The organism is Phenylobacterium sp. (genome assembly GCF_036677185.1).
Taxonomy (GTDB): Bacteria; Pseudomonadota; Alphaproteobacteria; order Caulobacterales; family Caulobacteraceae; genus Phenylobacterium.
In genome coordinates this window covers 148,765-172,960 of the sequence record NZ_JAKFEN010000022.1, presented here as the reverse complement: position 1 = coordinate 172,960, position 24,196 = coordinate 148,765, and the positions used below count along the sequence as shown (strand labels likewise).

Sequence of the window (24,196 nt, the reverse complement as noted above, 5' to 3'; positions counted from 1 at the left end):
CCATGCTGATCGACAGCCACGTCAACCTCCACGCGCCGCAATACGACGAAGATCGCGAGGCGGTGATCGCCCGCGCCCGGGCGGCCGGGATCGGGCTGATGGTCAATATCTGCGACAAGATTCCCAACTATCCCAAGGTCCGGGCGTTGGCCGACCAACCCGACATCTGGTGCACGGTCGGGGCCCATCCGCACGAGGCCAAGGATCACACCGACCTGACCACGGCCCAGCTCGTGGCCTTCGCCGCCGATCCGCGCGTGGTGGGGATCGGCGAGACGGGACTGGACTTCCACTACGACCTCAGCCCGCGCGAGATCCAGGCGGACGTGTTCCGCCAGCACATCGCCGCGGCGCGCGAGACCGGCCTGCCGCTGGTGGTCCACACCCGCGAGGCCGACCAGGTCATGGGCGATATGTTGGAGGAGGCCCATGCCCGGGCGCCCTTCAAGCTGCTGATGCACTGCTACACCTCCGGCGCGGAACTGGCGGCCCGCATGGCGGCGATCGGAGCGTGGTTCTCGGTCTCCGGCATCGCCACCTTCAAGGCCGCCCAGGACGTCCGCGAGATCGTCGCCGACATGCCCGCCGACCGGATCATCGTGGAGACCGACTGCCCCTATCTCGCGCCGGTCCCGCACCGGGGACGGCGCAACGAGCCGGCCTATCTGGCGCCCATCGTCCATAAGCTGGCCGAGATCCGCGGCTGGACGCCCGAGGACGCCGAGCGGCGGACCGAAGACGCCTTCTTCGCCCTGTTCGACCGGATCCCGCGGCCATGAGCGGAGAGCTGGAGTTCACCATCATGGGCTGCGGCTCCTCGGGGGGCGTGCCGCGCGCCGACGGGGACTGGGGCGCCTGCGATCCGGCCAATCCGAAGAACCGCCGCCGCCGCTGCTCGCTGATGGTCCGGCGAAGGGGCGAGCGGGCCGAGGACGAGACCACCCTGGTGGTCGACACCTCACCCGACCTCGTCTGGCAGACATCCGAGGCCGGCGCCAAGCGCCTGGACGGTGTGCTGCTGACCCACGACCATGCCGACCAGACCCATGGCATCGACGATGTCCGCGCCTTCGCCATCCGCCAGCGGGCGCGGATCGCCTGCCATGTGGACGCGCCCACGGCGGCGAGCATGCGCCGCCGCTTCGGCTACATCTTCGAGGGGGAGGCCGGCTATCCGGCCATCGCCGATCTGTACGAGATCCCCCGCCACGGCGAGCCTTGGGCGGTGCTGGGGCCGTCGGGCGCCATTCCGGTCGTGACCTTCGACCAGGACCACGGCGCGGTGAGATCCATCGGCTACCGCTTTGGCGACGTGGCCTATTCCAGCGACGTGGTCGATCTGGACGCGGCGGCGTTCGACGCCCTGGCGGGCCTCGATGTCTGGATTGTCGACGCCCTGCGCTGGCGGCCGCACCCGACCCACGCCCATGTGGAACGGACCCTGGAGTGGATCGAGCGGCTGCAGCCACGTCGCGCGATCCTGACCAACATGCATATCGACCTCGACTACGACGCCCTGGTCGCCCAGCTGCCGCCGGGCGTCGAACCGGCCTTCGACGGCTTGAGGTTTGAACATGAATTGGGTGGGCATTTCCGATGAAAATGCCGCCGCTTAGACTGGGATTCTTAGCGTCGCGAAACGGCTCCAGCCTGCGTGCGATCGTCGAGGCCATCGAGGCCGGAACCCTCGCCGCCGAGGCCCGCCTGGTGATCAGCAACAACCGCGCGGCCCAGGCCCTGGCCTTCGCCGACGCGCACGGCGTGCCGACCGAGGTCATCGCCACCCAGTCCGATCCGGATGCGGCGGACGCGCGGCTTTGCGCGGCGCTGCAGGCCGCGGGGGTCGAGCTGGTGGTGCTGTCGGGCTATCTGCGCCGGCTCGGACCGCGGACGCTGGACGCCTATCGCAACAGGGTCCTGAACATCCACCCCGGCCCCCTGCCGCGCTTCGGCGGGGAGGGGATGTATGGCCGCCGGGTGCATGAGGCGGTGATCGCCGCCGGCGCGGCCGAAAGCGGCGTCACCATCCACCTGGTCGACGAGATCTACGACAACGGCCCGCTGATCGCCGCCCGCGCCGTTCCCCTGGCGCCGGGCGAGACCGCCGACAGCCTGGAGGCCAAGATCACCGAGTTGGAGCCGCGGTTCTTCGTGGAGACCCTCGGTCGACTGGCGAGCGGCGACCTTACCCTTCCGGACTAGCCGGCGGGGGCCAGTTCGGCGCGCGGTGGCACGGGTAGAGCGTGGCCCGCGGCCTTGGCGCGCCGCTCACCCTTGACGATCTCCTTCTTCAGGTCGGCCACATAGGCGTTGAAATCGACCTGAATGGTGTGGCGCTTGGACGGATAGTACTGGCCCAGGTGGCGTTGCTCGTCCTGGGCCGTGACCTTGCGCATCTCGTCGGGGGAGGGCGGACGATAGCGCCCGGCCAGATAAGCCGCCGCCAGCTTGGCCTGCTGTTCGGCGAAGTTCACCAGGGTGGGCAGGGGCTGGGCGAGCGCCATGTAGAACAGGTTCGGGACCTCCGGCTTCATCATTCGCTTGAACAGCGGCAGCCGATGATCGGCGTCGGGAACCAGATCGGGCTCCTCGAAGAACGGAAAGCGCATATCGTAGCCGGTGGCGAACACGATGACGTCCACGTCCTCCACGCTGCCGTCGGCGAACAGCACCTGCTTGCCCTCCAGGCGCTGGATGGCGGGCTTGAACTTGATGTCGCCGCACCCGGCCCGGGTCAGGAACTCGCCGCTGACCGAGGGGTGGGCTTCCAACGGCTCATGATCGGGCTTCGGCAAGCCGTAGTCTTCCATTCGACCCAGGGACTTCTTGATCACCCCGCGGGCCATGGCCAGGCCCAGCTTGCGCGGGATCCAGGCCGGCGCGCTCGCCTTATCAGCCGGCTTGCCGTTCATGTACTTGGGCAGGACCCAGACGCCCCGGCGGGCCGAGACCCACAGGTTTTTGGCGATCGGGCGCTGGGCGAGCTCGGAGGCGATGTCCATGGCCGAGTTGCCCATTCCGACCACGACGATGTTCTTGCCGCGCATGTCGACGGGATCGAACGGGTCGAAATAGGCATGGCTATGGAAGGCCGGCCCGTCGAACTCGCCCTCGTATTCCGGGATGCGCGGGCTCCAGTGGTGGCCGTTGCAGACGAAGAGGGCGTCGTAGGTCCTGACCTCGCCTGTGGAAAGCGTCACGGACCAGAGGCCCTCGGCGGTGCGTTTGGCCTTCTCCACCGCGGTGTTGAAGGTGATCGTCCCGCGCAGGCCGAAGTGGTCCACATAGTCCTTGAAGTACTGGTGGAGCTGGGCGTGATGCGGGAAGTCCGGCCAGTCCGCCGGCACGGGATAGTCCTCGAAGGCCAGCCGCCACTTCGAGGTGTCGATGTGCAGGCTCTCGTAGCAGGCCGACATCCCGTTGGGGTTCTTGTAGTACCAGTTGCCGCCGACCTCGTCGGAGATCTCGAAGCAGTCGAAGGGAATGCCGAAATCCCTCAGCCGTTTGGCGGTCGTGAAGCCGGAGCATCCCGCGCCGATGATGCAGGCCTTCGGCAGTCGGGTGTCGGCCACGGCGGGGGCTCCTGGATTATCGCTGTTCAGGAAGCCTAGCAGGGCGGGGAGGGGCGTAAAGCGTGTCCCCGCGTCAGGTCGCGGCCGGCGTGGCGACAGCGGGTTTGCCCATTCGCGCCGCGGCGAGGTAGCAGAGGATCGCCAGGGCCGAGAGGCAGGTGAACGAGAACAGAGTCCAACTATAGGGCTGGGGCACGCCGCGAGCGATCAGGGCGTCGACCATGATCCCGCTGCCGGTGATGCCGACGCCGAGGCCCACCACGTTCAGGCTCATGATGTAGAAGGCCACGACCGTGGAGCGCACCTCGGCCGGGCAAAGCTCCTGCACCGCCGAGAAGGTCGGGCCGTAGAAGGCGCCGAGCTGGAAGTAGGCGACCACCATGCAGACCCAGAACAGCGAATTGCCGGGGTCGATCAGGCGGTAGGTGAGGTTGACCGGCAGCAGGGCCAGCAGCACCCAGACCATGAACATCTGTCGGCTCTGGCCCGTCGCCGCGCTCCAGCGGTCGCTGGCCACGCCCCCGAACAGGTTGCCCGCGACCCCTGCGACGCAGGCGATCAGCCCACTGATCACGGCGATCTCGGCGCGCTCGAACCCGCGCTCGCGCACCAGCCAGAGCTGATCGAAGGCGGCGGCCCCGAGCAGGAAATGGACGACCACGCCCCCGGCTATGGTCAGTTGCAGGGCCGGCGAGGCCGCCAGCGCCGTGCCGAACACCCGCAGGAGCATGGAGAGTTTGGGCTGCTCACCCTGGGCCGCGAGCCGCGGCACGCGGGTCTCCTTGACCTGGAAGATAACCAGCGAGAAGGCCACGCCGATCGCGCCCAACAGGTAGAAGCAGTTGCGCCAGCCGATGGCCGGTCCCAGGAATCCCGCGACCAGCAGGCTGACACCCACGCCGATGGGCACGCCCATGTAGTAGAATCCTGCCGCAAACCCCCGTTTTTCCAAAGGATATCGGTCAGCCAATAGCGACATTGCCGTGGGTGTCAGCGCCGACTCGCCGACGCCGATGAACATCCGTGGGATCGCTAGGGTGACGAAGTTGCGCGCCAGGCCCGAGGCGGCGGTCAGCGCGCTCCAGGCGAACATGGCCAGCGCGATCAGGCGCGGACGGTTGGTCATGTCGGCGAGCGCGCCCATGAAGAACCCGGCGACCGCGTAGAAGGCGATGAACACCAGCCCGGTCAGCAGGCCGAACTCGGTGTTGGTGAGCTCGAGGTCCGGGACGATGAAGTTGGCGAAGCTCGACAGGAGCTGGCGGTCGACGAAGTTCAGCACGTTCATCAGGGTCAGCAGCACCAGCAGGCCGTGGCCCGCGCCGCGCCGTTCGTCGGCCGCCATGTGTCGATCTCCCTGCGGCGCGGATCGTCTGGTCGCGATCCTGCGCCGCTTGACTGTCGACCACAGGGGCGATTGCATCAATGGGTCTTGGAAGGCGCGCCGCTCCAGGATCGCGAACTCAAGCTCACAATTTCCGATAATCTTCCTTAGGCGCAATTCGTATTCGGCCGCTCCGCTACGAATCTGCCGCCTTCTCCATGTCGACCGTGTTCAACGGGATCGTCTCGTGAGGATAAACGCGGACCTCCGTCCAGCCACGCGACGCATAGAATTTCCGGGCCCTGGTGTTCGGTTCGAGACAGCGAAGACGCGCGATGGAAAATCCGCGAGCGAAGATCTCCTGTTCCAGCTCGGCCAGCAGTCGGGTCCCGGCCCCCAGGCCTTGCGCCGACGGATGAACCCAAAGATCGTTCAGCACGTCGTCGCGGGTCAGTCCGACGCCGACGACCCTATCGTCGATGCACGCGACCCGCGCGCTGGTCCAATCCTCGTCCCAGACCGAGAGCGGCTCCGAACTCCAGAGGCCGCCATAGGTCGCATCCAAAGACGCCTGAACGCAGTCTTTCAGCTGCGTCTGATCCGCGATAACTGCCTTTCGAGTCTGCATTGCGCTGAGTTCCGAAGCGACCACGAGGTGCGACAACCAGCATGGCCGTTGAGATCAAGATCCTCCAGTCCGGCGACGACGCGGTGCTTGCCAATGTCGCCGACGATGTCTTCGACAATCCCGTGATTCCGGCCCTCACCCGCGAATTCCTGGCCGATCCGCGCCACCACATCGCCGTGGCCGTGGACGACGGCCTAGTCGTGGGCTTCGCCTCAGGCGTTCACTACGTCCATCCCGACAAGCCCGCCGAGCTTTGGATCAACGAGGTGGGCGTCGCCCCCAGCCATCACGGCCAGGGGCTCGGCAAGGCGGTGATGCGCGCCCTGCTTCAGGTCGGTCGCGACCATGGCTGCCGCGAGGCCTGGGTCCTGACCAATGTCGGCAACGCGGCCGCCCGGGCGCTCTACGTCTCAGTCGGCGGGACCGAGGGCGCCGACGACAGCGAGGACGCGGCGATCGGCTATTCGTTCGAGCTCTAGACCGCCCTCCCCCGCGCCGGCCTACCAGCGTTTGGCCAGGGTCACTCCATAGGTGCGGGGGGCGTTGTAGTTGCGGTTGCCGTAGCCCAGGGCGGCCAGATTGATGCCCTGGGTCAGGTGCTGGTCATCCGTGAGGTTCTTGCCCCAGACGGTGATCTCCAGGTCGTGGGCCGTGGAGATCAGCGCCACGCGGCCGTCGAAGGTCCAGTAGTTCTCCTGGTGCAGCAGCGGATCGTTGAGCGCGTCCTTGAACACCTCGTCCGAATAGTGCGCTCCGCCCTGCAGGCTGAGGCTCCAGGCCTCCGAGAGGTCGATGTCGTATTGGGCCGAGCCGTTGAAGGTCAGCGCCGGCGCATTGGGCAGTTCGTTGCCGGAGGGCACGACGCCGCCGGTGACCGCGAAAGACCCCAGCTTGGTGTGCAGCAGGCCCAGGCCCGCCTGCAGGGTCAGGCCCTCCAGGCTGGGCGGGCGCAGGGTGAGGTCGAGGTCGGCGCCGTAGAGGTCGGCCTGATCGATATTGCCCAGCCGCTGGATCGGCAGCGCACCCGAAGTGTCGCGGATGAACGACTGCACGTCGTGATAGCCGTAGAAGAACACGCTGGCCGAGGCCTGCAGGCCAATGTCGGGAACCCGACGCTTCCAGCCGGCCTCCAGGGCCACCAGCCGCTCAGGCTTGTAGGGGATGAGCTGGGCGGTGGCCGTGGTCATGCCCGAGAAGAACCCGCCCGACTTCACGCCCTGCGAGGCGCTGACATAGAACAGGGTCAGCGGGTCGGCCTTCAGGTTGAGGCCCAGCTTCCAGGACCAGTTGGTGTCGTCGATCTTCTGGTCGATGAAGGACAGCGGGATTGGTCCCGCGCCGCAGGGCGCCAGGGTGAGCGCGCTGCCCGGGCACAGCTCCACCAGGTCGACCGCGCCGCCGCGGTTGGACTTCTCCTCCCAGGTGTAGCGCAGGCCGGTGACCACGCTCAGGCGCTCGCTGACCTTCCATTCGCCGTGGGCGAAGACCGCCGCGGAGTCGGTCGACTGGTCGGCGACGCTCATGGTGCGGGTGTTGAACAGATCCTCGAAGAAGCCCGGCGTGGTGACCTTCACCCGGTCGGTCGAGAGGAACCCGCCCACCAGCCATTCCAGCCGTTCGCTGGAGCCGGCCAGGCGCAGCTCCTGGGACAGCTGGTTGATCTTGTCGGTCTGGATGAAATCGGTCTGCCGCAGCGGGCTGGCGTCAGTGTCGATATAGAAGCTGCGCGCGAAATTGGCGTAACCGGTCACCGAGGTCAGGGTGGCGAAGCCCAGATCCCAGTCGACCTTCAGGGTCGTGGCGACCTGGTCGAAATTGTAGAAATGCCGGCCCGACCAGTCGCCGCGGAACGGGTCGCCGTCGAGGTCCACATAGCCGAAGAAGTTGCTGCAGCGCGGGCTGCCGGGGCACGGCGCGCCAGCCGCCAGCGGCGACGGGAACTGGCCGAAATACTCCCCCTGCCCCATCTCGGACCGCGACCGCTGACCCTCGATCTTCAGGTTGATGTCCAGGGCCTCGTTGGGCGTCCAGCGGGCGAGCGCGCGGCCGATCCAGAGATCTCGGCGGCCGATGTCGCGATTGATCACCCGGTTGAAATAGTAGCCCTCGCCCTGCTGGATGGTCTTGGCCGCGAACCGCAGGGCCAGGGTGTCGCTCACGGGCACATTGACCATGCCCTCCAGGTCGTAGCTGTCATAGTTCCCGACGCCGGCGGCGGCCCGGGCTGAGAACCCGTCCGTCGAGGGCTTCGCCGTGACGATATTGATGGCGCCGGCGGTCGAGTTGCGGCCGTAGAGTGTGCCCTGCGGGCCCTTCAGCACCTCCACCCGCTCCAGGTCGAAGAGGTCGAAGCTCATCTGGGCCAGGGAGGCCAGATAGACCTCGTCCACATAGACCCCGGCGCTGGGATTATTGGTCGACGAGAAGTCGTCCAGGCCCACCCCGCGGATGGTGATGATCGGCATGGCGCCGGCCACCTGTTCCTTGATGTCCAGGCTGGAGACGACCGAGGTCAGGTCCCTCACCTGCTCGATGCGACGCTCCGCCAGCTCCGTGGCGCCGACCACTTCCAGGGTCCCGCCGACATCCAGCACATCCTGGGCCCGCTTCTGGGCGGTGACGGTGATCTCCTCCATCACCGTGGCTTCCTGGGCGCGGGCCTGGAAGCCCGTCAGCAGCACGGCGGCCCCCAAAATGGTGGAGCCCAGCAGCGCCGCGCGATTGCCGTGTTGGCGGATCATGATCGTTCCCTCCCCCGTGCTTTCCCCGCTTGTCCCGAACCGCGCCGTGCGGTCATCGCCGGAGAAATTTGACATCGAAGTATGTGGGGATAACGTCACGAGCAGAATTGCTTGTCAACGAATTCCACATCTGCGTATGTTTTCTAAACCCCACGTCCAGACGCGCGGGGAGCCGAGGCCATGTCGCAGATTCCAAAGACCTTTTCTGAACGGAGCGACACGGCGGGAGAACCCGCCGGGCGAACGCGCAAGCGTGGCCTGAAGCGCGAAGCGCTGCTGGCCCAGGCCACGCAGTTGTTCAATCTGCGCGGCATCGCAGCGACCTCGCTGAGAGACATCGCCGCCGAGGCCGGCCTGACCCGGGCGGCGCTCTACTACTATGTCGACGACCGGGCCGAGCTGGTCTTCCAGTGCTACATGCGCGCCTGCGACCAGACCGCCGAGGACCTCGCCATCGCCTCGGAGACCGCCGGAGACGGGCTGGGCCAGGTCCTGGCCTTCGTCGAGCGCGCGGCCGCCCCTGACCGGCCGCCGGCCGCGGTGCTCAGTGAGATCGGCTACCTGGCCTCGCCGCATCGCGAGCTGGTGGAAGCCGCCAACCGCCGCAACGCCGCCCACCTGGAAGCCATGATCGAGCTGGGAATCCGCGACGGCGGGATCCGGCTGTGCGACGCCAAGATCGCCGCCCAATCGATCATCGGCATGCTGTCCTGGGCGCAGCTCTCCCCCTACTGGGTGCTGGGCGCCAAGGGCCGAAGCTTCCGGGCGCGCACCGGCGCGGCGCTGCTGGATCTGCTGAAGAACGGCATCGGCCGGGGCGCGCGCAATATCCAACCCTGTCCGATCGACGCCCAGAGCTTTCTGCCCGGCCGCTTCAACGCGTTCGATCGCCGCGAGGCCGCTGAGATGAAAACCGCCCAGTTGGTGATGACCGCCTCGCAGCTCTTCAACCGCAACGGCATCGAGGCGACCTCGCTGGACGATGTCAGCGCCGCGCTGGGGGCCACCAAGGGCGTGGTCTACCACTACATGCAGGACAAGACCGATCTCGTGGTCCGCTGCTACGAGCGCGCCTTCGACCTGTTCGAGGCCTTCGTCCAGGCGGCGAAGACCCAGGGCGCCACGGGCTTCGAGCGTTCCATGATCGGCGTGCACGTCAACACCCAGGCCCAGGTCGGCGAGCTGTCGCCGCTGATGCCGCAGCCGGGCCTCGACGCCCTGCCCGCGATGCATCGGCAGGCCTTTGTCCGGCGGGCCAACCGGCTCCGCACCCAGTTCTCCGCCTTTACGCGCCAGGGGATCGCGGACGGCTCCTGCCGGCCCTGCGACGTGCCAATCGTGGCCCAGCTGGGCGCGGGCGCCTTCGGCTGGCTACCCAAGTGGATCACCCCCGACGACGCGCGCGACCCGCGCCGGTTCGGCGACGAGATCGTCGCCCTCTTCACCCTAGGCCTGAAAGCGAGCTGAACATGACGCTGGCGACCCACGACGAGATCCGGATCCACGGTACGGTCGCCCCCGGCTTCGAGGCGGTCCGCGACCGGTTCGCCGCCAACTTCACGCGTGACGACGACAGTCGGGAGGTCGGAGCCGCGGTGGCGGTCTATCGCCATGGCGCGCTGGTGGTCGATCTATGGGCTGGAGTCCGCGACGAAGCCCGCCGCGAGCCCTGGACCGCCGACACCCTGGTCAATGTCTGGTCGACCACCAAGGGCGTGACGGCCATCGCGCTCGCCCGCCTGGTGGACCAGGGCAAGGTCGACTACGCCGCCCCGGTCGCCGCCTACTGGCCGGAATTCGCCCAGGCCGGGAAGGCCGACATCACGGTCGCCCAACTGGTCTCGCACCAAGCGGGCCTGCCGGGTTTCGTCGACCCGACCCCGCTCTCCGACTTCTATCACTGGGAGATCGTGGCGAGTCGGCTGGCCGCCCAGGCGCCGATGTGGGAGCCAGGGACCAAGAATTCTTATCACGCCATGACCTACGGCTTCCTGGCCGGTGAGATCATCCGCCGGGTGAGCGGGCGCAGCGTGGGCCGCTTCGTAGCCGAGGAGATCGCCGGGCCCCTGGGCGCCGACGTCCATATCGGCCTGGCCGAACGCGACGAACCGCGCGTGGCGGCGATGATCCCGCCCAAGGCGGGCGAGGGCTTCGACCCCGCGACCATGCCGCCCGAGGCCCTTGCCGCGGTGGCCAATCCTGCCATGGAGCCGGCCATCCCCCATGACCGCGCCTGGCGCGCCGCCGAGGTCCCGGCCGGCAACGGCCACGCCACCGCGCTCGGCCTGGCCAGGATCTTCGGCGCGCTGGCCAATGGCGGCGAACTGGACGGCGTGCGGCTGATGTCGCCCGCGACCATCGCCAAGCTGACGACCGTCCAGACCCGCCGGGAAGACGTCATGCTCGGCTTCAAGCCGTTCTGGGCTCATGGCGTCGCGCTCAACGACTCTGGAGTGTTCGGGCCCCGCCCCGGCACCTTTGGTCACTCCGGCTGGGGCGGTTCGTTCGCCTGTGCCGATCCCGGCACGGGCGTGGCCATCGGCTATGTCATGAACCAGATGGGCGGCGGCCTGGTGGGCGATCCCCGCGCCGTCGGCCTGTGCCATGCGGTCTTCGCCAGCCTCTAGGCTGGCCTCCTGACCGAAGGCCCCCATATGGGGCGGATGACAACGCTCTCCGTCCTCGATCTATCGCCCATCGTCGAGGGCGGCGACGCCGCCCAGTCGTTCCGCAACACCCGCGACCTGGCCCAGCACGCCGAGCGCTGGGGCTACAAGCGCTATTGGCTGGCCGAGCATCACAACATGACCGGGGTGGCCAGCGCCGCCACCGCGGTGATCATCGGCCATGTGGCGGAGGCGACCACCACCATCCGGGTCGGGGCCGGCGGCGTGATGCTGCCCAACCACGCACCGCTGGTGATCGCCGAGCAGTTCGGCACCCTGGCCTCGCTCTATCCTCACCGGATCGATCTGGGCCTGGGCCGCGCGCCGGGTTCGGACCAGGCCACCGCCCGCGCCCTGCGGCGCAACCTCGCCACCGATGTCGACCAGTTCCCCCGCGACGTCATTGAGCTGATGGACTATTTCCGCCCCGCCCAGCCGGGCCAGCTCATCCGCGCCGTGCCAGGCGCGGGACTGGATATGGCGTTCTGGATCCTGGGCTCCAGCACCTATGGCGCCCAGCTCGCCGCGGCCCTGGGCCTGCCGTTCGCCTTCGCCTCGCATTTCGCCCCGGCCTATCTGGACCAGGCCCTGGCGCTCTATCGCAGCCAGTTCCGGCCGTCCGAGCACCTGGACCGACCCTATGTCATGGCCGGGGTAGGCCTGGTGGCGGCCGAGACCGACGCCGAGGCCCAGCGGCTCTTCACCTCGGTGAAGCAGGCCTTCATTAATCTGGGCCAGGGACGGCCCGGCCCCCTGCCCCCGCCGGTCGACGACCCGGAGGGCCGCCTGGACGAGCTTGGTGGGCCGATGCTGCGCCAGGCGCTGAGCTGCGCTGTGGTGGGTTCGCGCGAGACGGTGGCGCGGGGCCTGGCGGCCTTCGTCGAACGCACCGGGGCCGATGAACTGATGGTCACCGCCCAGGTGTTCGACCATGCCGCGCGGCTGGCTTCGTTCGAGATCGCCGCCCAGGCGCGCGACGACCTCGCGCGCCTGGAGACGGCGAAAGCCTAGTCGGTCGTATCGTCGACCGGCGCGTCAGGACCGTTCCTCTTGATCGAGTCGATGGCGTTCTTGGCGCTGGCCTTGGACGAATAGCCCTCCGTCGAGAACATGACTTCGCTGTTGTACTTGAACCGGACCCGGTACTCGTCGGCCTTGTCCTTGTAGATCTCGAACTTGTGGGCCACGCGAGGCCTCCCTCTTCTGGGTTGAGTTGATCGCCCCAGGCGAGACTTGGCCGTCCGCCGCGAGCCGTCAAGCCATGATCCGGCGACACGCGCCGCCACACTAAGGCCACGCTTTGAGCATGCCTTTCGCTTCGGCCGTCGTGGGCCTATCTCTTATCGAACGCAGCGCTCGCCTTCGCACCGGAGCATCCCCATGCGCACCCTTCTCTTCGCGACATTCACCCTCCTCGGCCTGGTCGGTTCCGCCCTGGCCGAACCCCTTTCGACGGTTTCCAGCGTCCAGGTCACCGTCGGTCCCGACCTCGCCAAGAAGGCGGCGGAGGACTACGGCGTCCGCGATATCGAGCGGCTGGTCGCCGAGCTCCAGGCCGACGTCCAACGCGAACTGCGGCGCACCGGCGTCCTGGCCGGCGGTCGCGTCGAACTCACACTGACCGACGCCCGCCCCAACCGCCCGACCTTCAAGCAGCTCGGCGACCGCCCCGGCCTCTCCTATCAGAGCTTCGGCACCGGCGGACTGGCGATCGAGGGCAAGGCCATCTCCATCGACGGCGACATCACGCCCATCCGCTACAGCTGGTACGAAGCCGATATCCGCGACTCGCGTATCGGGGGCACGTGGGCCGACGCCGAGCACGGTATCGACCGTTTCGCCTTCCGGCTGGGCCGCGGCAAGGTCTATGCGCGCCGTTAGGACTTGCCTGGCCCGACGACGCGCGCTCTGATCCGCGTGCGCCGGGAGTAAGGCGCGCCGAGGGAATTTGTGATGACCGCGCCCATCGAACGCCGCTCCAACTGGACTCTGGCGGCGCTGGCGGCGCCCTGCCTGCCGCTGGCCGGCCTTGGCCTGCCGCTGGTGGTCTACCTGCCGGAATTCTACGCCAGCGAGTTGGGCCTGAGCCTAGCCTCGGTAGGCGCGGCCTTCGGCGCCGTGCGGCTGCTGGACGTGGCCTTCGACCCCTATATCGGCGGGGTGATGGACCGCACCCGCTCGCGGTTCGGCCGCTTCAAGCTGTGGTTCGCGCTCAGCGCGCCGATCCTGATGCTGGCCACCTACATGCTGTTCATGGCCAAGCCGGGCGTGACCGGCGCCTACCTATGGTTCTGGCTGCTGGTGGTCTATGCCGGGGTCTCGATGGCGGGCCTGTCGCAGCTGGCCTGGGGCGCGGTGCTGTCGCCCGAGTACAATCAGCGATCCCGTATCTATGCCTGGTGGCAAGCCGGCAATGTGGTGGGGATGATCCTGGTGCTCACCCTGCCGGCCGTCCTGCCCTTCATCGGGGTCTCGGCTCACGCCGCGGGGGTGGCCTCCATGGGCTGGTTCATCATCGCCCTGATGCCGTTGACGGTCGGCTGGGCGCTCTGGAAGGTTCCCGAACCCGCCGTCACCACACCGCCGAAACGGGCGGGATTCCGGGAATATTTCGACCTCTTCAAGCGGCCTTCCGTGGTCCGCCTGCTGATCACCGACTTCCTGGTCGGGACCGGGCCGGCCATCACCGGCGCCCTGTTCTTCTTCTTCTTCGAGCGGGTGAAGGGCTTCGACAAGGGTGCGGCCAGCCTGCTGCTGCTGATCTATTTCATCGGTGGCCTGGTCGGCGCCCCGCTCTGGAACTGGATGGCCCACAAGATCGGCAAGCACCGGGCGCTCGCCGTCTCCGGCCTGGTCTATGCGGCCATGACCATGTGCGCCCTGATGATCCCCATGGGCAATTTCGTGATCGCCGCGGTGCTGATGTTCCTGATCGGCGTGCCCTATGCGGCCGGCGCCTTCCTGCTGCGGGCCATGATGGCCGATGTCAGCGACCAGGAGCGCCTGCAGGGCGGCGTCGACCGCACGGCCCTGCTCTACGCCATTCTCGCCGGCACGGTGAAGATCGGCTCGGCGCTCGCCGTGTTCGTGACCTTCCCAGCGCTCCAGGCCCTGGGCTTCGATCCCACGGCCAAGGGCGTCGACTCCGGCCTCGACGGGGTCGCCATCGTCTTCTCCGCCGTGCCCGCGGCCATGGCGCTCGCGGCCAGTTGGCTGATCATGGGCTTCCCATTGACCTCCGCGCGCCACGCCGAGATCCGCGAAGAACTCAGCCGGCGTGACCTCGCCGAAGCCGCGCCCGAGATGGGCGCGGACCCCCGGTTCACCGAAGAGATCCATGCCGCCGTCAAACCCGCCGAGTGAGCCCGCCCCCATCGACCGCCTGCGCGCGATCATGGCCGCCTTGCGGACGCCGGAGACCGGTTGTCCCTGGGACCTGGAGCAGACCTTCGCCACCATCGCCCCCTACACGGTGGAGGAAGCCTATGAGGTGGCCGACGCCATCGAGCGCGGCGACCTCTCCGACCTGAAGGAGGAGCTGGGCGACCTGCTGTTCCAGGTCGTGTTCCACAGCCAGATGGCCCAGGATCAGGGCGTCTTCGACTTCGACGACGTCGCCGCCGCCATCTCCGACAAGATGATCCGTCGCCACCCGCACGTGTTCGGCGACGAAGGTTATCGGACCAGCGCCGAGCAGACTGAGGCCTGGGAGGTGATCAAGGCCCAGGAACGGGCGACCAAGGGCGCCGTGGTCAGCCTGCTGGACAATGTCCCGGTCGGCCTGCCAGCGCTGACCCGCGCGACCAAGCTCTCCAAGCGTGCCGCCACGGTCGGCTTTGTCTGGCCCACCGTGCAGAAGGTGGTCGAGAAGCTGCACGAGGAGGTGGCCGAGCTCGAACACGAGATCGCCGCCGGCGACCTGGAAAAGGCCCGCCAGGAGCTGGGCGACGTCCTGTTCGTGGTCGCCAACATCGCCCGCACCCTCGACATCGAGCCCGAGGACGCCCTGCGCTCGACCAACGCCAAGTTCGCCCGGCGTTTCCGGTTCATCGAGGCGGCCCTCGCCGAACGCGGCAAGACCCCCGACCAATCCGACCTGGAGGAGATGGACGCCCTCTGGGACGCCGCCAAGGCCGCGGAGAAGGCGGCCGGCTAGGCCCGATCAGTGGCGCAGGTCGACCTTCGGGAACAGCTGTTCGAACTGGCCGAGCGCCTGGGGCGTCAGTTTCACCGAAAGCTGGACACCGCCCTTGTCGTCGTCGTGCCGGCCCATCACCCGGCCATTGCGGTAGAGCCAGGCGATCGCCGCCCCGCCCTCGCCCGCCGCGGTGGACACCTCCACCGGCTCAGCGTCGTCCACCAGGGCCGCGATGGTCGCCAGCAGGGCCTCGCAGCCCTCGCCGGTGACCGCGGAGACCAGCACCGCGGGCGGCTTCTGGCGACGTGCGTCGCCGGCCAGTTCGTCGCGCAGCTCCGCATCCACGAGGTCGGCCTTGTTCCAGACCTCGAGGATGTTGCGGTCCTCGACCTTTACGCCCAGGCGCTCCAGCACCGTGCGAACGTCCTGGGCCTGGGCGGCGCTCTCGGCGCTGGCGATGTCGCGGACGTGCAGGATCACGTCGGCCTCCTTCACCTCCTCGAGGGTGGCGCGGAAGGACTCGACCAGCTCGTGCGGTAGGTCGGAGATGAAGCCCACCGTGTCGGACATGATCGCCGGGCGGCCGTCGGGCAGGTCCAGCATCCGCAAGGTGGGGTCCAGGGTGGCGAACAGCATGTCCTGGGCCACCACGTCGGCCTTGGTCAGTTGGTTGAACAGGGTCGACTTGCCGGCATTGGTGTAGCCCACCAGGGCCACGGACGGGAACGGGTGTCTCTGGCGCGCCCCGCGCTGCAGGTTGCGGGTGCGGCGCACTTCCACCAGCTCGCGCTTCAGCTTGCCGATCTTCTCGGCCAGCAGCCGGCGGTCGGTCTCGATCTGGGTTTCGCCCGGGCCGCCCATCACCCCGAATCCGCCACGCTGGCGCTCCAGGTGAGTCCAGGTGCGGACCAGGCGGGACTTCTCGTAGGAGAGCCTGGCCAGCTCGACCTGCAGCCGCCCTTCCCGGGTCCGCGCTCGGCGGGCGAAGATCTCCAGGATCAGGCCGGTGCGGTCGACGACCTTCACCTGCCAGGCCTTTTCCAGGTTGCGCTGCTGGACCGGGGTCAGCGCGTCGTCGACGACCACCACATCGACCTCGAGCTCCTCGCAGAGCTTCTCGATCTCCAGCACCTTGCCCGACCCAAACAGGGTGGCGGGCGTGCGTTTGCGCAACGGCACGATGATCGCGTCGCGGGTCTCCAGGTCGAGGGCCAGGGAGAGGCCGATGGCCTCTTCCAGGCGCGCCTCGGCGCTGCGGGACGAGTCACGCCCGTCCCGCTCGGGATGGATGACGAGGGCGCCTTGCGGCGGGGCCTCGCGATCAACTGATTTTGACGTCAATCGGCTTCGTCTTCCGCCGGTTCGTACAGCTGCACGGGTTGGGCCGGCATGATGGTGGAGATGGCGTGCTTATAGACCAGCTGGGACTGGCCGTCCCGACGCAGCAGCACACAGAAATTGTCGAACCAGCTCACCACGCCCTGCAGCTTGACGCCGTTCACGAGGAAGATGGTCAGAGGCGTCTTGGACTTACGGACGCTGTTCAGGAACGTGTCCTGGAGGTTTTGTTTCTTTTCGTTGTTCGACATGGCTTGCCGCCCTTTTTTCTGGATCGAAGAGCAAGACGCTCTCCACACACAAGTTGAACGCTAGACCGACCCGCATGACGGGCGCAATCGCGCGTGCGTCTTTAGATCGCCGTCGCCCTCGCTCGCTCGATATAGAGGCGGCGGAGCTTCATCGCTATGGGTCCGACGGCGCCATTTCCCACCGGGTGGCCGTCGACCTTGATCACGGGCAGCACCAGGGAGCCAGCGCCGGTGATGAAGGCCTCCTTCGCCGCCTTGGCCTCGGCGGGGGTGAACGGCCGTTCGTCGACCTCCATCCCCTCCTCCCGCAGCACGTCCAGCAGGGTGAACCGGGTCACCCCGCGCAGGATGTTTGCGTTGGTGTCGCGGGTGCGCAGCCGGCCTTCGCCGTCCACGATCCAGGCGTTGGACGAGGCCCCCTCGGTGACGAAGCCCAGCTCGTCGACGAACCAGGCCTCCACCGCGCCGCGCTCCTTGGCCGCCTGCTTGGCCATCGCATTGGGCAATAGGCCGACGGTCTTGATGTCGCACCGGCCCCAGCGGTTCTCCGGCGTGGTGATCACCGCCACGCCCTTGGCGGCCTTGGCCTCGGTGGCGGCGCGATCGGTGGCCGAGACCGTGATCACCACGCTGGGCGGCACGTCGCCGTCCGGGAAGGCGTGGTTGCGCGGCGCCACGCCGCGGCCGACCTGAAGATAGAGCAGGCCTTCGCGCACGCGATTGCGGCGCACCGCCTCGCGCAGGACGATGGTAAGCGCCGCGCGGCTCATCGGCATGGCGATCTTCAACTCGCCCAGGCTGCGCTCCAGCCGGGCGAAATGGCCTTCCGGATCGGCCAGCTTGCCGTCGAACAGGGCCCAGACCTCGTAGACGGCGTCGGCGAGCTGGTAGCCCCGATCCTCGATGTGGACGCAGGCGTCGCCGTGGCGCACGAAGGCGCCGTTCACATAGGCGTAGCGCCCCATTACGCGTCTTCCTCTTCGACAGGCCGCGCGCCCGACAGGCCAAGCGACTTCAATTTGCGGTGCAGGGCCGAGCGCTCCATGCCGATGAAGGCCGCGGTCCGCGAGATATTGCCCGAGAACCGCAGCATCTGGGCGTTCAGGTACTCGCGCTCGAACACCTCGCGGGCCTCGCGCAGCGGCAGGGCGATGATCCGCTCGGCGCCGAGCGTGCTGGGCTGGTCGCTGGGGGTGGCGTCGCCGGGCAGCATGTCCGCGCTGATCGCCTCCGACGGATCGCCCGAGGCCAGGATCAGCATGCGTTCGACGTTGTTGCGCAGCTGGCGCAGGTTCCCCGGCCAGGCCTTGACCTGCAAGGTGGCCAGAGCGTCGTCGGCCAGCCGGCGGCGAGCCATGCCGCTGGCTTCGCAGATCCTCTGGATGAAGTAGTCGACCAGTTCGGGGATATCCTCGCGGCGTTCGGACAGGCCAGGCACCGTCACCGGCACCACGTTCAGGCGATGGAACAGATCCTCGCGGAACCGGCCGCCGGCGATTTCCTCGCGCAGGTCGCGAGAGGTCGAGGAGACGACGCGGACGTCGACCTGCACGTCGCTGTCGCCGCCCACCCGGCGGAAGCGCTGCTCGACCAGGACCCGCAGGATGCGGCTCTGGGTCTCGCGCGGCATGTCGGCGACCTCATCCAGATAGAGGGTGCCGCCGTGGGCGTTCTCGAACACCCCGATCTTGGCCGGGCGGCCGCTGGCGCCCTCCTCGCCGAACAACTCCACGTCCATCCGCTCAGGGGTCATGCCCGCGGCGCTGATCACCACGAACTCGCCCTTGGCGCGGGGGCTGGCGTTGTGGATCAGCCGCGCCACGGTCTCCTTGCCCGCCCCGGGCGGACCGGCGATCAGGACCCGGCTATTGGCCGAGGCCAACTTGGCGATCAGGCCGCGAAGCTGCTGGGCGGCCACCGAGCGGCCGATCAGCCCCTCGGGCTGGATCGCCTGGGTGCGCAGCCGGCGGTTCTCGCGCTTCAGCGTGCTGGTCTCGAGCGCCCGCTCGACGCAGAGCAATAGCCGGTCGGACTTGAAGGGCTTCTCCAGGAACTCGTAGGCCCCGCGCTTGATGGCGCTGACCGCGGTCTCGATATTGCCGTGTCCCGAGATCATGATCACCGGCAGGTCGCGGTCCAGCGCCTTGACCATGTCGAGCAGCTCCAGCCCATCCATGCCCCCACCTTGCATCCAGATGTCGAGGATCAGCAGGGCCGGCTTGCGCGACTTGATCGCCGCCAGCGCGCTCTCGGAGTCGGTCGCCGTGCGCACGCCGTAGCCTTCGTCCGACAGGATGCCGGCCACCAGCTCGCGGATGTCCGCCTCGTCGTCGACAACCAGAACATCAGCCGCCATCAGGTTACTCCTAAGCCTTGCGCCGAGGTGGGGTTTGCGGGGGCCTTCACCCGCGCCGTGGTCGGGAATTTCAGCACCGCGCGCGCGCCTTGGCCGCTCAGCGCGTCGGTCAGTATCAGTTCGCCGCCGTGGTCTTCCAGGATGCGCTTGACGATGGCCAGGCCCAGCCCCGTGCCCTTTTCGCGGGTGGTGACATAGGGCTCGGTCAGACGATCGCGATCCTTGTCGGGCAGGCCGACGCCATTGTCCTCGACGACGATCTCAACCCCCTGCTCCCCGGATATGAGCTGGGCGGTGACGTGGCCGCGGAGGCCGTGGTCGGTTGCGATCCGCGCGTTCACCGCCTCGACGGCGTTCTTCAGCAGGTTGGTGAGCGCCTGGGACAGCATCCGCCCGTCGGCCAGCAGCGTGACCTCCGGCGCCGGCTCGATCATCTCCACATCGATATCGGGGCTGGCGACTCGCTGGGCGAAGACCGCGGCGCGCAGCAGCTCCACGGCGTCCTGCTCGGCGAACTTGGGGGCGGGCATGCGGGCGAAGGACGAGAACTCGTCGACCATCCGGCCGATGCCGTCCACCTGGCGCACGATGGTGTCGGTGCAGCGGTCGAAGACCTCCAGGTCCTCGGGCGCCACCCCGCCCCGGAACTTGCGGCGCAGGCGCTCGGCCGACAGCTGGATCGGGGTCAGGGGGTTCTTGATCTCGTGGGCGATGCGGCGGGCCACGTCGCGCCAGGCGGCGTTGCGCTGTGCCGAGACCAGCCGGGTGATGTCGTCGAAAGTCAGCACCAGCCCGCCTTCCGAGCGGCTGGCGCGGACCCGCAGGCGCCGCGTCTCGCGGTCGCGGGCCACGTCGACTTCTTCCTCCGCCTCGCCGGCGATGAGAGCGTTTTCCGCGATCAGCGCGAACTCGGGCGCCACCTCACTCAGCCGCCGGCCCCGGACCCCGCCGTCGCCCAGGTCGAGCAGCACCTTGGCCTGCCGGTTGGCCGCGGAGATGCGCCCCTCGGTGTCCAGGCCGATGACCCCGGCCGAGACCTCGGCCAGCACGGTCTCGATGAACATCCGCCGCTGTTCGGCCTCGTCGCCGGCGGCCTTTAAGGCCGCCTGCTGAGCCTGCAGATCGTGGGTCATGCTGTTGAAGGCCCGCGACAAGACCGCGATCTCCTCAGGATCGTTGTCGGCGTCGACGCGGGCGTTGAGGTCGCCGCCGGCCACCCGGCCCGCGGCCTGCACCAGCCGTCCGACCGGAGCGGAAATAGCGTTGGCCGCGCCCAGTCCCAGCCAGACCGCGCCCACCAGCACCAGCATGGCCGTCTCCATGTAGGAGAGCGCGAACACCGTCTGGATGCGCGACCGACTCTCGGCGGCCTCGCGATAGGCGGCCAGCGACCGATCGGCCTCCTGCAGGTGGTTGACGATGCCCTTCTGCACCGGCCGGGTCACATAGAGATAGCCGTCCGGATAGGCCGACAGCTTGTAGAGCGCCCGCGTCAGGTCCGTGGTGACGAAGATGTCCCCCTCGTCGGCGGCCTTGAAACTCGATTCCGGCGGGGTCACGAACTTCGGCGCGTCCACGGCCTCGGCGCGGGCCAGGATGCGCCCCTGCCGATCGATCAGATAGGCCGCCGGAAAGGCGTGGTATGAGGCCTGATAGGCCAGGAAGTGGCTGAAGGTGACGGGGCTGGCCTGCAGGGCCGGCGCGGCGCGGTTCAGGTCCACCGCCATCAGCGAGACATGGTCGCCGACATAGCGCTTCTGGTCCTCCACATAGGAGCGGGCGACCGTGGCGGAGTTCTCCATCACCGTTTGGACCCGCTCGGAAAACCAGTTCTCCACCCCGCGATTGACCAGCACCCCGTAGAACAGCGCCACCACCACGGCCGGGGCCACGGCGGCCAGGGCGAACAGGGTCACGAACCGCAGGTGCAGGCGCGCGCCGGCGTCTTCCGACCGGGCCCGCAGCAGGGCCGCCAGGCGGACGCCGACCTGGGCCGCCAGGGCCAGGATCAGCACCAGGTTGAAGCCAAGGATCGCCAGGATGTTCTTGGAGGCCGGCGCCAGCGGCCCGGTCTCGGGCGGCGAGGCGGCCAGCAGGATGGCGACCGCGGTCAGCAGCGCGGCCAGGGCGTAGCCGCCGCCAAGCACATAGCGCGATTGCAGCGTCCGCCAGAGCCGTGCGGACGGGGTCGCCTCAGCACCGCCGTCTTGGACCAGAAACGCCATCACTGGCCGATCCTAGTGGGGAGTGTACCCGTGGCGCAACAGTCATGTTGCGCCCGGGCTTCACTGTAACGGGCGGCTCACGCGGAGACCCTGGCTTCCGGAAAGATGCGCAGGAAGTTCTCGGCATAGAAGCCGTCGCGCACCGCCTCGCCGCGCTCCCCCAGGAAGCCCTCGAAGCGCTTGATCGGATCGCGGCCGCCCTCCACGTGCGGATAGTCGCTGGAGAACAGGTAGAGTTCCGGGCTCGATTGGTCGATCAGGGCGCCCACGTCCTCGAAGACGAAGGGTGTGAAGGCCATCTGCTGGGTGAGCTGTTCCGACGGCTTGCGGCTGAACGGGGTCTGGTTCTTGTCGGCCCGGATCCAGTTCTTGGCCACCCAGTCCAGCCGGGTCAGCAACGATGGAACCCAGCCGGCTCCCAGCTCCACGCTGGCGCCGCGCAGGGCCGGGAAGCGCTCGAACACCCCATCGATCATCATCACCGACAGGAAGGTCTCCGGCCCCTGGTGCAGGATGGCGATGTCCTTGCTGCGTAGGTTCTCCCCGCCGCCCATCCAGTCGGCGGTCGGCCCCTTGCCGTTGTTCATCCAGGCACGGGCCTGCTGCAGCGGCGCGCCGCCCACATGCAGCAGGAACGGCGTGCCGCTCTCGGCCAGCCGCGCCCAGAACGGGTCGAAATCCACATGGCCCGGCGAGCGCTCGCCGCAGGGACGGTGCGGGATCCACACCGCCTTCAGCCCCGCGGCGATGGCGGCGTCCAGCTCGGCCATGGCCAGGGCCGGCTCGTCCAGAGGAACGATGGCCACGCCCAGCAGGCGGGCGTCGTCGGCGCAGAAATCGGCCATGTGGCGGTTGTGGGCCCGCGTCGCGCCATAACGCAGTTCGGGCGTGACCTTCGAGCTGGCCGAGAACGGCATGGCCACGCTGTGGGTGGCGAAGACCAGCTGCTTCTTGAAGCCCAGCAGGTCGAGCGCGCGGCTGCGGTCGCCGCGGTCGAAGGCGCCCAGCGCCTGGATCTCCTTGGAGCTTTCGATCAGCCGGTCGCCCAGCGCGATCTGGGCCTCCACGTGCTCGGCGCTATGACGCCCGCCCTGCCCCACGATCACCGCCACCTCCTCGTCGGTGACCAGGGAGGCGCTGTAGCTGACCTCGGGGATCTCGTCGCGCAGCCCGGGATCGGCATACTTCTTCAGGAAATCCGGTAGCTCCATGATGTGGCTGTCGGCGTCGTAGACCGCGCGGTGGTCCGGGGCATAGGCCATGATTTCCCTCCATCGGGCCTCTAAGGGCCGGTTGGAGACGACTATCGGACCTCGCTGGCGCTCTGTCACGGCGTGACGGGATGACAAACGACGGTGGTTGGACTATTTGGTCTCTCGATGATCCTCGCGGCCAACCAATATTCGTTTTGGTATTTTGGCTATTCCGACGCCCTGGGCGGAGGAAGGGGATCGCGTGACCTGACCAGACGGTCATAGCCACCAACCCTTTCAAGCCGCCAGGTTCTGGCGGCTTTTTTCATAAGCGCCGCCGGACCCGACCAACCCCCCGGAGCGCTCCATGCCCCATACGACCGACGACCTTCGTATCCTCGACATCAAGCCGCTGGCGCCGCCGGTAGCGGTGATGGCCGAACTGCCCGCCAGCCCGCGGGCCGAGCAGACCGTCACCCGGTCCCGCCGCGTCCAGCACGAGATCCTGGAGGGTCGCGACGACCGGCTGATCGTGGTGATCGGTCCCTGCTCCATCCACGATCCCGTCGCGGCCATGGACTACGCCCATCGCCTGGCGGCGCAGCGCGCACGCCTGGCCGGTGATCTCGAGATCGTCATGCGGGTCTATTTCGAGAAGCCCCGTACCACCGTTGGCTGGAAGGGCCTGATCAACGATCCGCGCCTGGACGGCAGCTTCCGCATCGATGAGGGCCTTCGCCTTGGCCGCCGGCTGCTATGCGAGATCAATGAACTGGGCCTGCCGGCCGGGGTCGAGTTCCTGGACGTGATCACCCCGCAATACATCGCCGACCTGGTGGCCTGGGGCGCCATCGGGGCGCGGACGACCGAGAGCCAGATCCACCGCGAGATGGCTTCGGGCCTCTCCTGCCCGGTCGGGTTCAAGAATGGCACCGGCGGCGACCTGCGCATCGCGGTCGATGCGGTCAAGGCCGCCAGCCAGCCGCACCATTTCCTGGCGGTCGACAAGCACGGCCGCTCGGCCATCGCCTCGACCCGAGGCAACGAGGACAGCCACGTGATCCTGCGCGGCGGCAAGGTCCCGAACTATGACGCCGGCGGCGTCGCCGCGGCCGCCGCCGAGATGATCGCCTCAGGCCTCTCCCCGCGCCTGATCGTCGACGCCAGCCACGCCAACAGCCGCAAGGACCCTGCCAACCAGCCGGCGGTCATCCGCGACGTGGCGGGCCAGGTCGCCGGCGGCGATACGCGGATCGTGGGCGTGATGGTCGAGAGTCACCTGGTCGCCGGTCGCCAGGACCTGGTGGAGGGCCGCCCGCTGACCTACGGCCAGAGCATCACCGACGGCTGCATCGACTGGGTGACCTCGGTCGACGTGCTGGACGACCTAGCCGCCGCCGTTCGGGCGCGCCGGGCGCGCGGTCAGGACGCCAAGAGCCCGCCGCTGGACGAGATGGCGTAGAAGCCGGAGAGGTTGCGGGATCAGCGGCTGTCCTTCTCCCCTTGCGGGAGAAGGTGGCCCCCGCAGGGGGTCGGATGAGGGGGCTCTCAGAACTCGCCGGCTATTGCTCCCGGCGAAGCCGAATTGAACCACGAAGGACACCAAGGGCACGAAGGGGGGCCGAACTCCCCAGGCCGAGCCGCCGCGCCTTGGCGTCCTTTGTGCCCTTTGTGGTTCATCTTCTTCCAACATTCGCGGCTTCGCCGCCGCTAGTCGGACAGGGCTTTCGACCCCTCATCCGACCTTGCTCCGCAAGGCCACCT

22 protein-coding genes are annotated in these 24,196 nt (G+C 68.2%); 11 read left to right on the top strand and 11 right to left on the bottom strand.

Going from position 1 to position 24,196, the window contains the following annotated elements; all coding sequences use genetic code 11:
* The first annotated feature begins 2 nt into the window (after positions 1 to 2).
* The 3 genes from V6M51_RS14195 to purN are packed head-to-tail and all read left to right on the top strand — an operon-like array spanning position 3 to position 2,202.
* Positions 3 to 779, top strand: a complete 777-nt coding sequence (locus V6M51_RS14195; protein WP_332768154.1) for a TatD family hydrolase — start codon at positions 3 to 5, stop codon at positions 777 to 779.
* The gene (locus tag V6M51_RS14190) at positions 776 to 1,600 is read left to right on the top strand and encodes an MBL fold metallo-hydrolase (RefSeq protein ID WP_332768152.1); all 825 of its coding nucleotides are present in this window, start codon (positions 776 to 778) and stop codon (positions 1,598 to 1,600) included. The genes V6M51_RS14195 and V6M51_RS14190 overlap by 4 nt, the downstream gene beginning before the upstream one ends.
* Positions 1,597 to 2,202, top strand: coding sequence for a phosphoribosylglycinamide formyltransferase (purN, locus tag V6M51_RS14185; RefSeq protein ID WP_332768150.1), 606 nt, complete (start codon positions 1,597 to 1,599; stop codon positions 2,200 to 2,202). Before V6M51_RS14190 ends, purN begins: the two co-directional genes overlap by 4 nt.
* On the opposite strand, the gene V6M51_RS14180 is transcribed toward purN, so the two are convergent.
* The 3 genes from V6M51_RS14180 to V6M51_RS14170 form a co-directional block, all read right to left on the bottom strand.
* On the bottom strand, positions 2,199 to 3,572 hold the full coding sequence (locus V6M51_RS14180) for a flavin-containing monooxygenase (protein ID WP_332768148.1): 1,374 nt from the start codon (positions 3,570 to 3,572) through the stop codon (positions 2,199 to 2,201). The genes purN and V6M51_RS14180 overlap by 4 nt on opposite strands.
* A gap of 73 nt (positions 3,573 to 3,645) precedes the next feature.
* Positions 3,646 to 4,917 carry an MFS transporter gene (locus V6M51_RS14175; RefSeq protein WP_332768147.1) on the bottom strand — a complete coding sequence of 424 codons (1,272 nt, stop codon included), beginning with the start codon at positions 4,915 to 4,917 and terminating at the stop codon, positions 3,646 to 3,648.
* A 175-nt stretch (positions 4,918 to 5,092) separates the two neighbouring features.
* The gene (locus tag V6M51_RS14170; protein ID WP_332768145.1) at positions 5,093 to 5,524 is read right to left on the bottom strand and encodes a GNAT family N-acetyltransferase; all 432 of its coding nucleotides are present in this window, start codon (positions 5,522 to 5,524) and stop codon (positions 5,093 to 5,095) included.
* A gap of 41 nt (positions 5,525 to 5,565) precedes the next feature.
* On the opposite strand from V6M51_RS14170, the gene V6M51_RS14165 reads away from it, so the two are divergent.
* Positions 5,566 to 6,003, top strand: coding sequence for a GNAT family N-acetyltransferase (locus V6M51_RS14165; RefSeq protein ID WP_332768143.1), 438 nt, complete (start codon positions 5,566 to 5,568; stop codon positions 6,001 to 6,003).
* 21 nt (positions 6,004 to 6,024) lie between these two features.
* On the opposite strand, the gene V6M51_RS14160 is transcribed toward V6M51_RS14165, so the two are convergent.
* Positions 6,025 to 8,265: a TonB-dependent receptor gene (locus V6M51_RS14160; protein ID WP_332768141.1), complete on the bottom strand. Its 2,241-nt coding sequence runs from the start codon at positions 8,263 to 8,265 to the stop codon at positions 6,025 to 6,027.
* A 180-nt stretch (positions 8,266 to 8,445) separates the two neighbouring features.
* Here V6M51_RS14160 and V6M51_RS14155 point away from each other — a divergent pair, with 180 nt between their 5' ends.
* Genes V6M51_RS14155 through V6M51_RS14145 form a run of 3 tightly spaced genes read left to right on the top strand, consistent with a single transcriptional unit; the run spans position 8,446 to position 11,942 of the window.
* Positions 8,446 to 9,732: a TetR family transcriptional regulator gene (locus V6M51_RS14155; RefSeq protein WP_332768139.1), complete on the top strand. Its 1,287-nt coding sequence runs from the start codon at positions 8,446 to 8,448 to the stop codon at positions 9,730 to 9,732.
* 2 nt (positions 9,733 to 9,734) lie between these two features.
* Positions 9,735 to 10,892: a serine hydrolase domain-containing protein gene (locus V6M51_RS14150; RefSeq protein WP_332768138.1), complete on the top strand. Its 1,158-nt coding sequence runs from the start codon at positions 9,735 to 9,737 to the stop codon at positions 10,890 to 10,892.
* A gap of 36 nt (positions 10,893 to 10,928) precedes the next feature.
* Positions 10,929 to 11,942 (top strand): LLM class flavin-dependent oxidoreductase, encoded by a 1,014-nt coding sequence (locus V6M51_RS14145; protein WP_332768350.1) that lies wholly within the window; start codon positions 10,929 to 10,931, stop codon positions 11,940 to 11,942.
* Here V6M51_RS14145 and V6M51_RS14140 read toward each other — a convergent pair.
* Positions 11,939 to 12,118, bottom strand: a complete 180-nt coding sequence (locus V6M51_RS14140) for a YegP family protein (protein ID WP_332768137.1) — start codon at positions 12,116 to 12,118, stop codon at positions 11,939 to 11,941. The genes V6M51_RS14145 and V6M51_RS14140 overlap by 4 nt on opposite strands.
* Positions 12,119 to 12,311: 193 nt before the next feature.
* On the opposite strand from V6M51_RS14140, the gene V6M51_RS14135 reads away from it, so the two are divergent.
* The 3 genes from V6M51_RS14135 (at position 12,312) to mazG (ending at position 15,087) form a co-directional block, all read left to right on the top strand.
* Positions 12,312 to 12,812: a hypothetical protein gene (locus tag V6M51_RS14135; RefSeq protein WP_332768135.1), complete on the top strand. Its 501-nt coding sequence runs from the start codon at positions 12,312 to 12,314 to the stop codon at positions 12,810 to 12,812.
* A 72-nt stretch (positions 12,813 to 12,884) separates the two neighbouring features.
* Positions 12,885 to 14,294 carry an MFS transporter gene (locus V6M51_RS14130; RefSeq protein WP_332768134.1) on the top strand — a complete coding sequence of 470 codons (1,410 nt, stop codon included), beginning with the start codon at positions 12,885 to 12,887 and terminating at the stop codon, positions 14,292 to 14,294.
* Entirely contained in the window at positions 14,269 to 15,087 is an 819-nt protein-coding gene (mazG, locus tag V6M51_RS14125) for a nucleoside triphosphate pyrophosphohydrolase (RefSeq protein WP_332768133.1), read from the top strand. The genes V6M51_RS14130 and mazG overlap by 26 nt, the downstream gene beginning before the upstream one ends.
* Before the next feature lie 6 nt (positions 15,088 to 15,093).
* Here mazG and hflX read toward each other — a convergent pair whose 3' ends face one another.
* The 6 genes from hflX to V6M51_RS14095 form a co-directional block, all read right to left on the bottom strand.
* Positions 15,094 to 16,410: a GTPase HflX gene (gene hflX, locus V6M51_RS14120; protein ID WP_332768132.1), complete on the bottom strand. Its 1,317-nt coding sequence runs from the start codon at positions 16,408 to 16,410 to the stop codon at positions 15,094 to 15,096.
* Positions 16,407 to 16,658, bottom strand: coding sequence for an RNA chaperone Hfq (hfq, locus tag V6M51_RS14115; protein ID WP_254833250.1), 252 nt, complete (start codon positions 16,656 to 16,658; stop codon positions 16,407 to 16,409). The genes hflX and hfq overlap by 4 nt, the downstream gene beginning before the upstream one ends.
* Positions 16,659 to 16,759: 101 nt before the next feature.
* On the bottom strand, positions 16,760 to 17,623 hold the full coding sequence (locus V6M51_RS14110; RefSeq protein ID WP_332768130.1) for a D-amino-acid transaminase: 864 nt from the start codon (positions 17,621 to 17,623) through the stop codon (positions 16,760 to 16,762).
* Positions 17,623 to 19,014: a nitrogen assimilation response regulator NtrX gene (gene ntrX / locus V6M51_RS14105; protein ID WP_332768128.1), complete on the bottom strand. Its 1,392-nt coding sequence runs from the start codon at positions 19,012 to 19,014 to the stop codon at positions 17,623 to 17,625. Before ntrX ends, V6M51_RS14110 begins: the two co-directional genes overlap by 1 nt.
* Positions 19,014 to 21,239, bottom strand: a complete 2,226-nt coding sequence (locus V6M51_RS14100) for a sensor histidine kinase NtrY-like (protein ID WP_332768126.1) — start codon at positions 21,237 to 21,239, stop codon at positions 19,014 to 19,016. Before V6M51_RS14100 ends, ntrX begins: the two co-directional genes overlap by 1 nt.
* A gap of 77 nt (positions 21,240 to 21,316) precedes the next feature.
* On the bottom strand, positions 21,317 to 22,501 hold the full coding sequence (locus V6M51_RS14095; RefSeq protein ID WP_332768125.1) for an amidohydrolase family protein: 1,185 nt from the start codon (positions 22,499 to 22,501) through the stop codon (positions 21,317 to 21,319).
* A gap of 298 nt (positions 22,502 to 22,799) precedes the next feature.
* Between V6M51_RS14095 and V6M51_RS14090 the strand changes: the two genes are divergently transcribed.
* The gene (locus V6M51_RS14090; RefSeq protein WP_332768124.1) at positions 22,800 to 23,894 is read left to right on the top strand and encodes a 3-deoxy-7-phosphoheptulonate synthase; all 1,095 of its coding nucleotides are present in this window, start codon (positions 22,800 to 22,802) and stop codon (positions 23,892 to 23,894) included.
* The last annotated feature ends 302 nt before the right edge of the window (positions 23,895 to 24,196 follow it).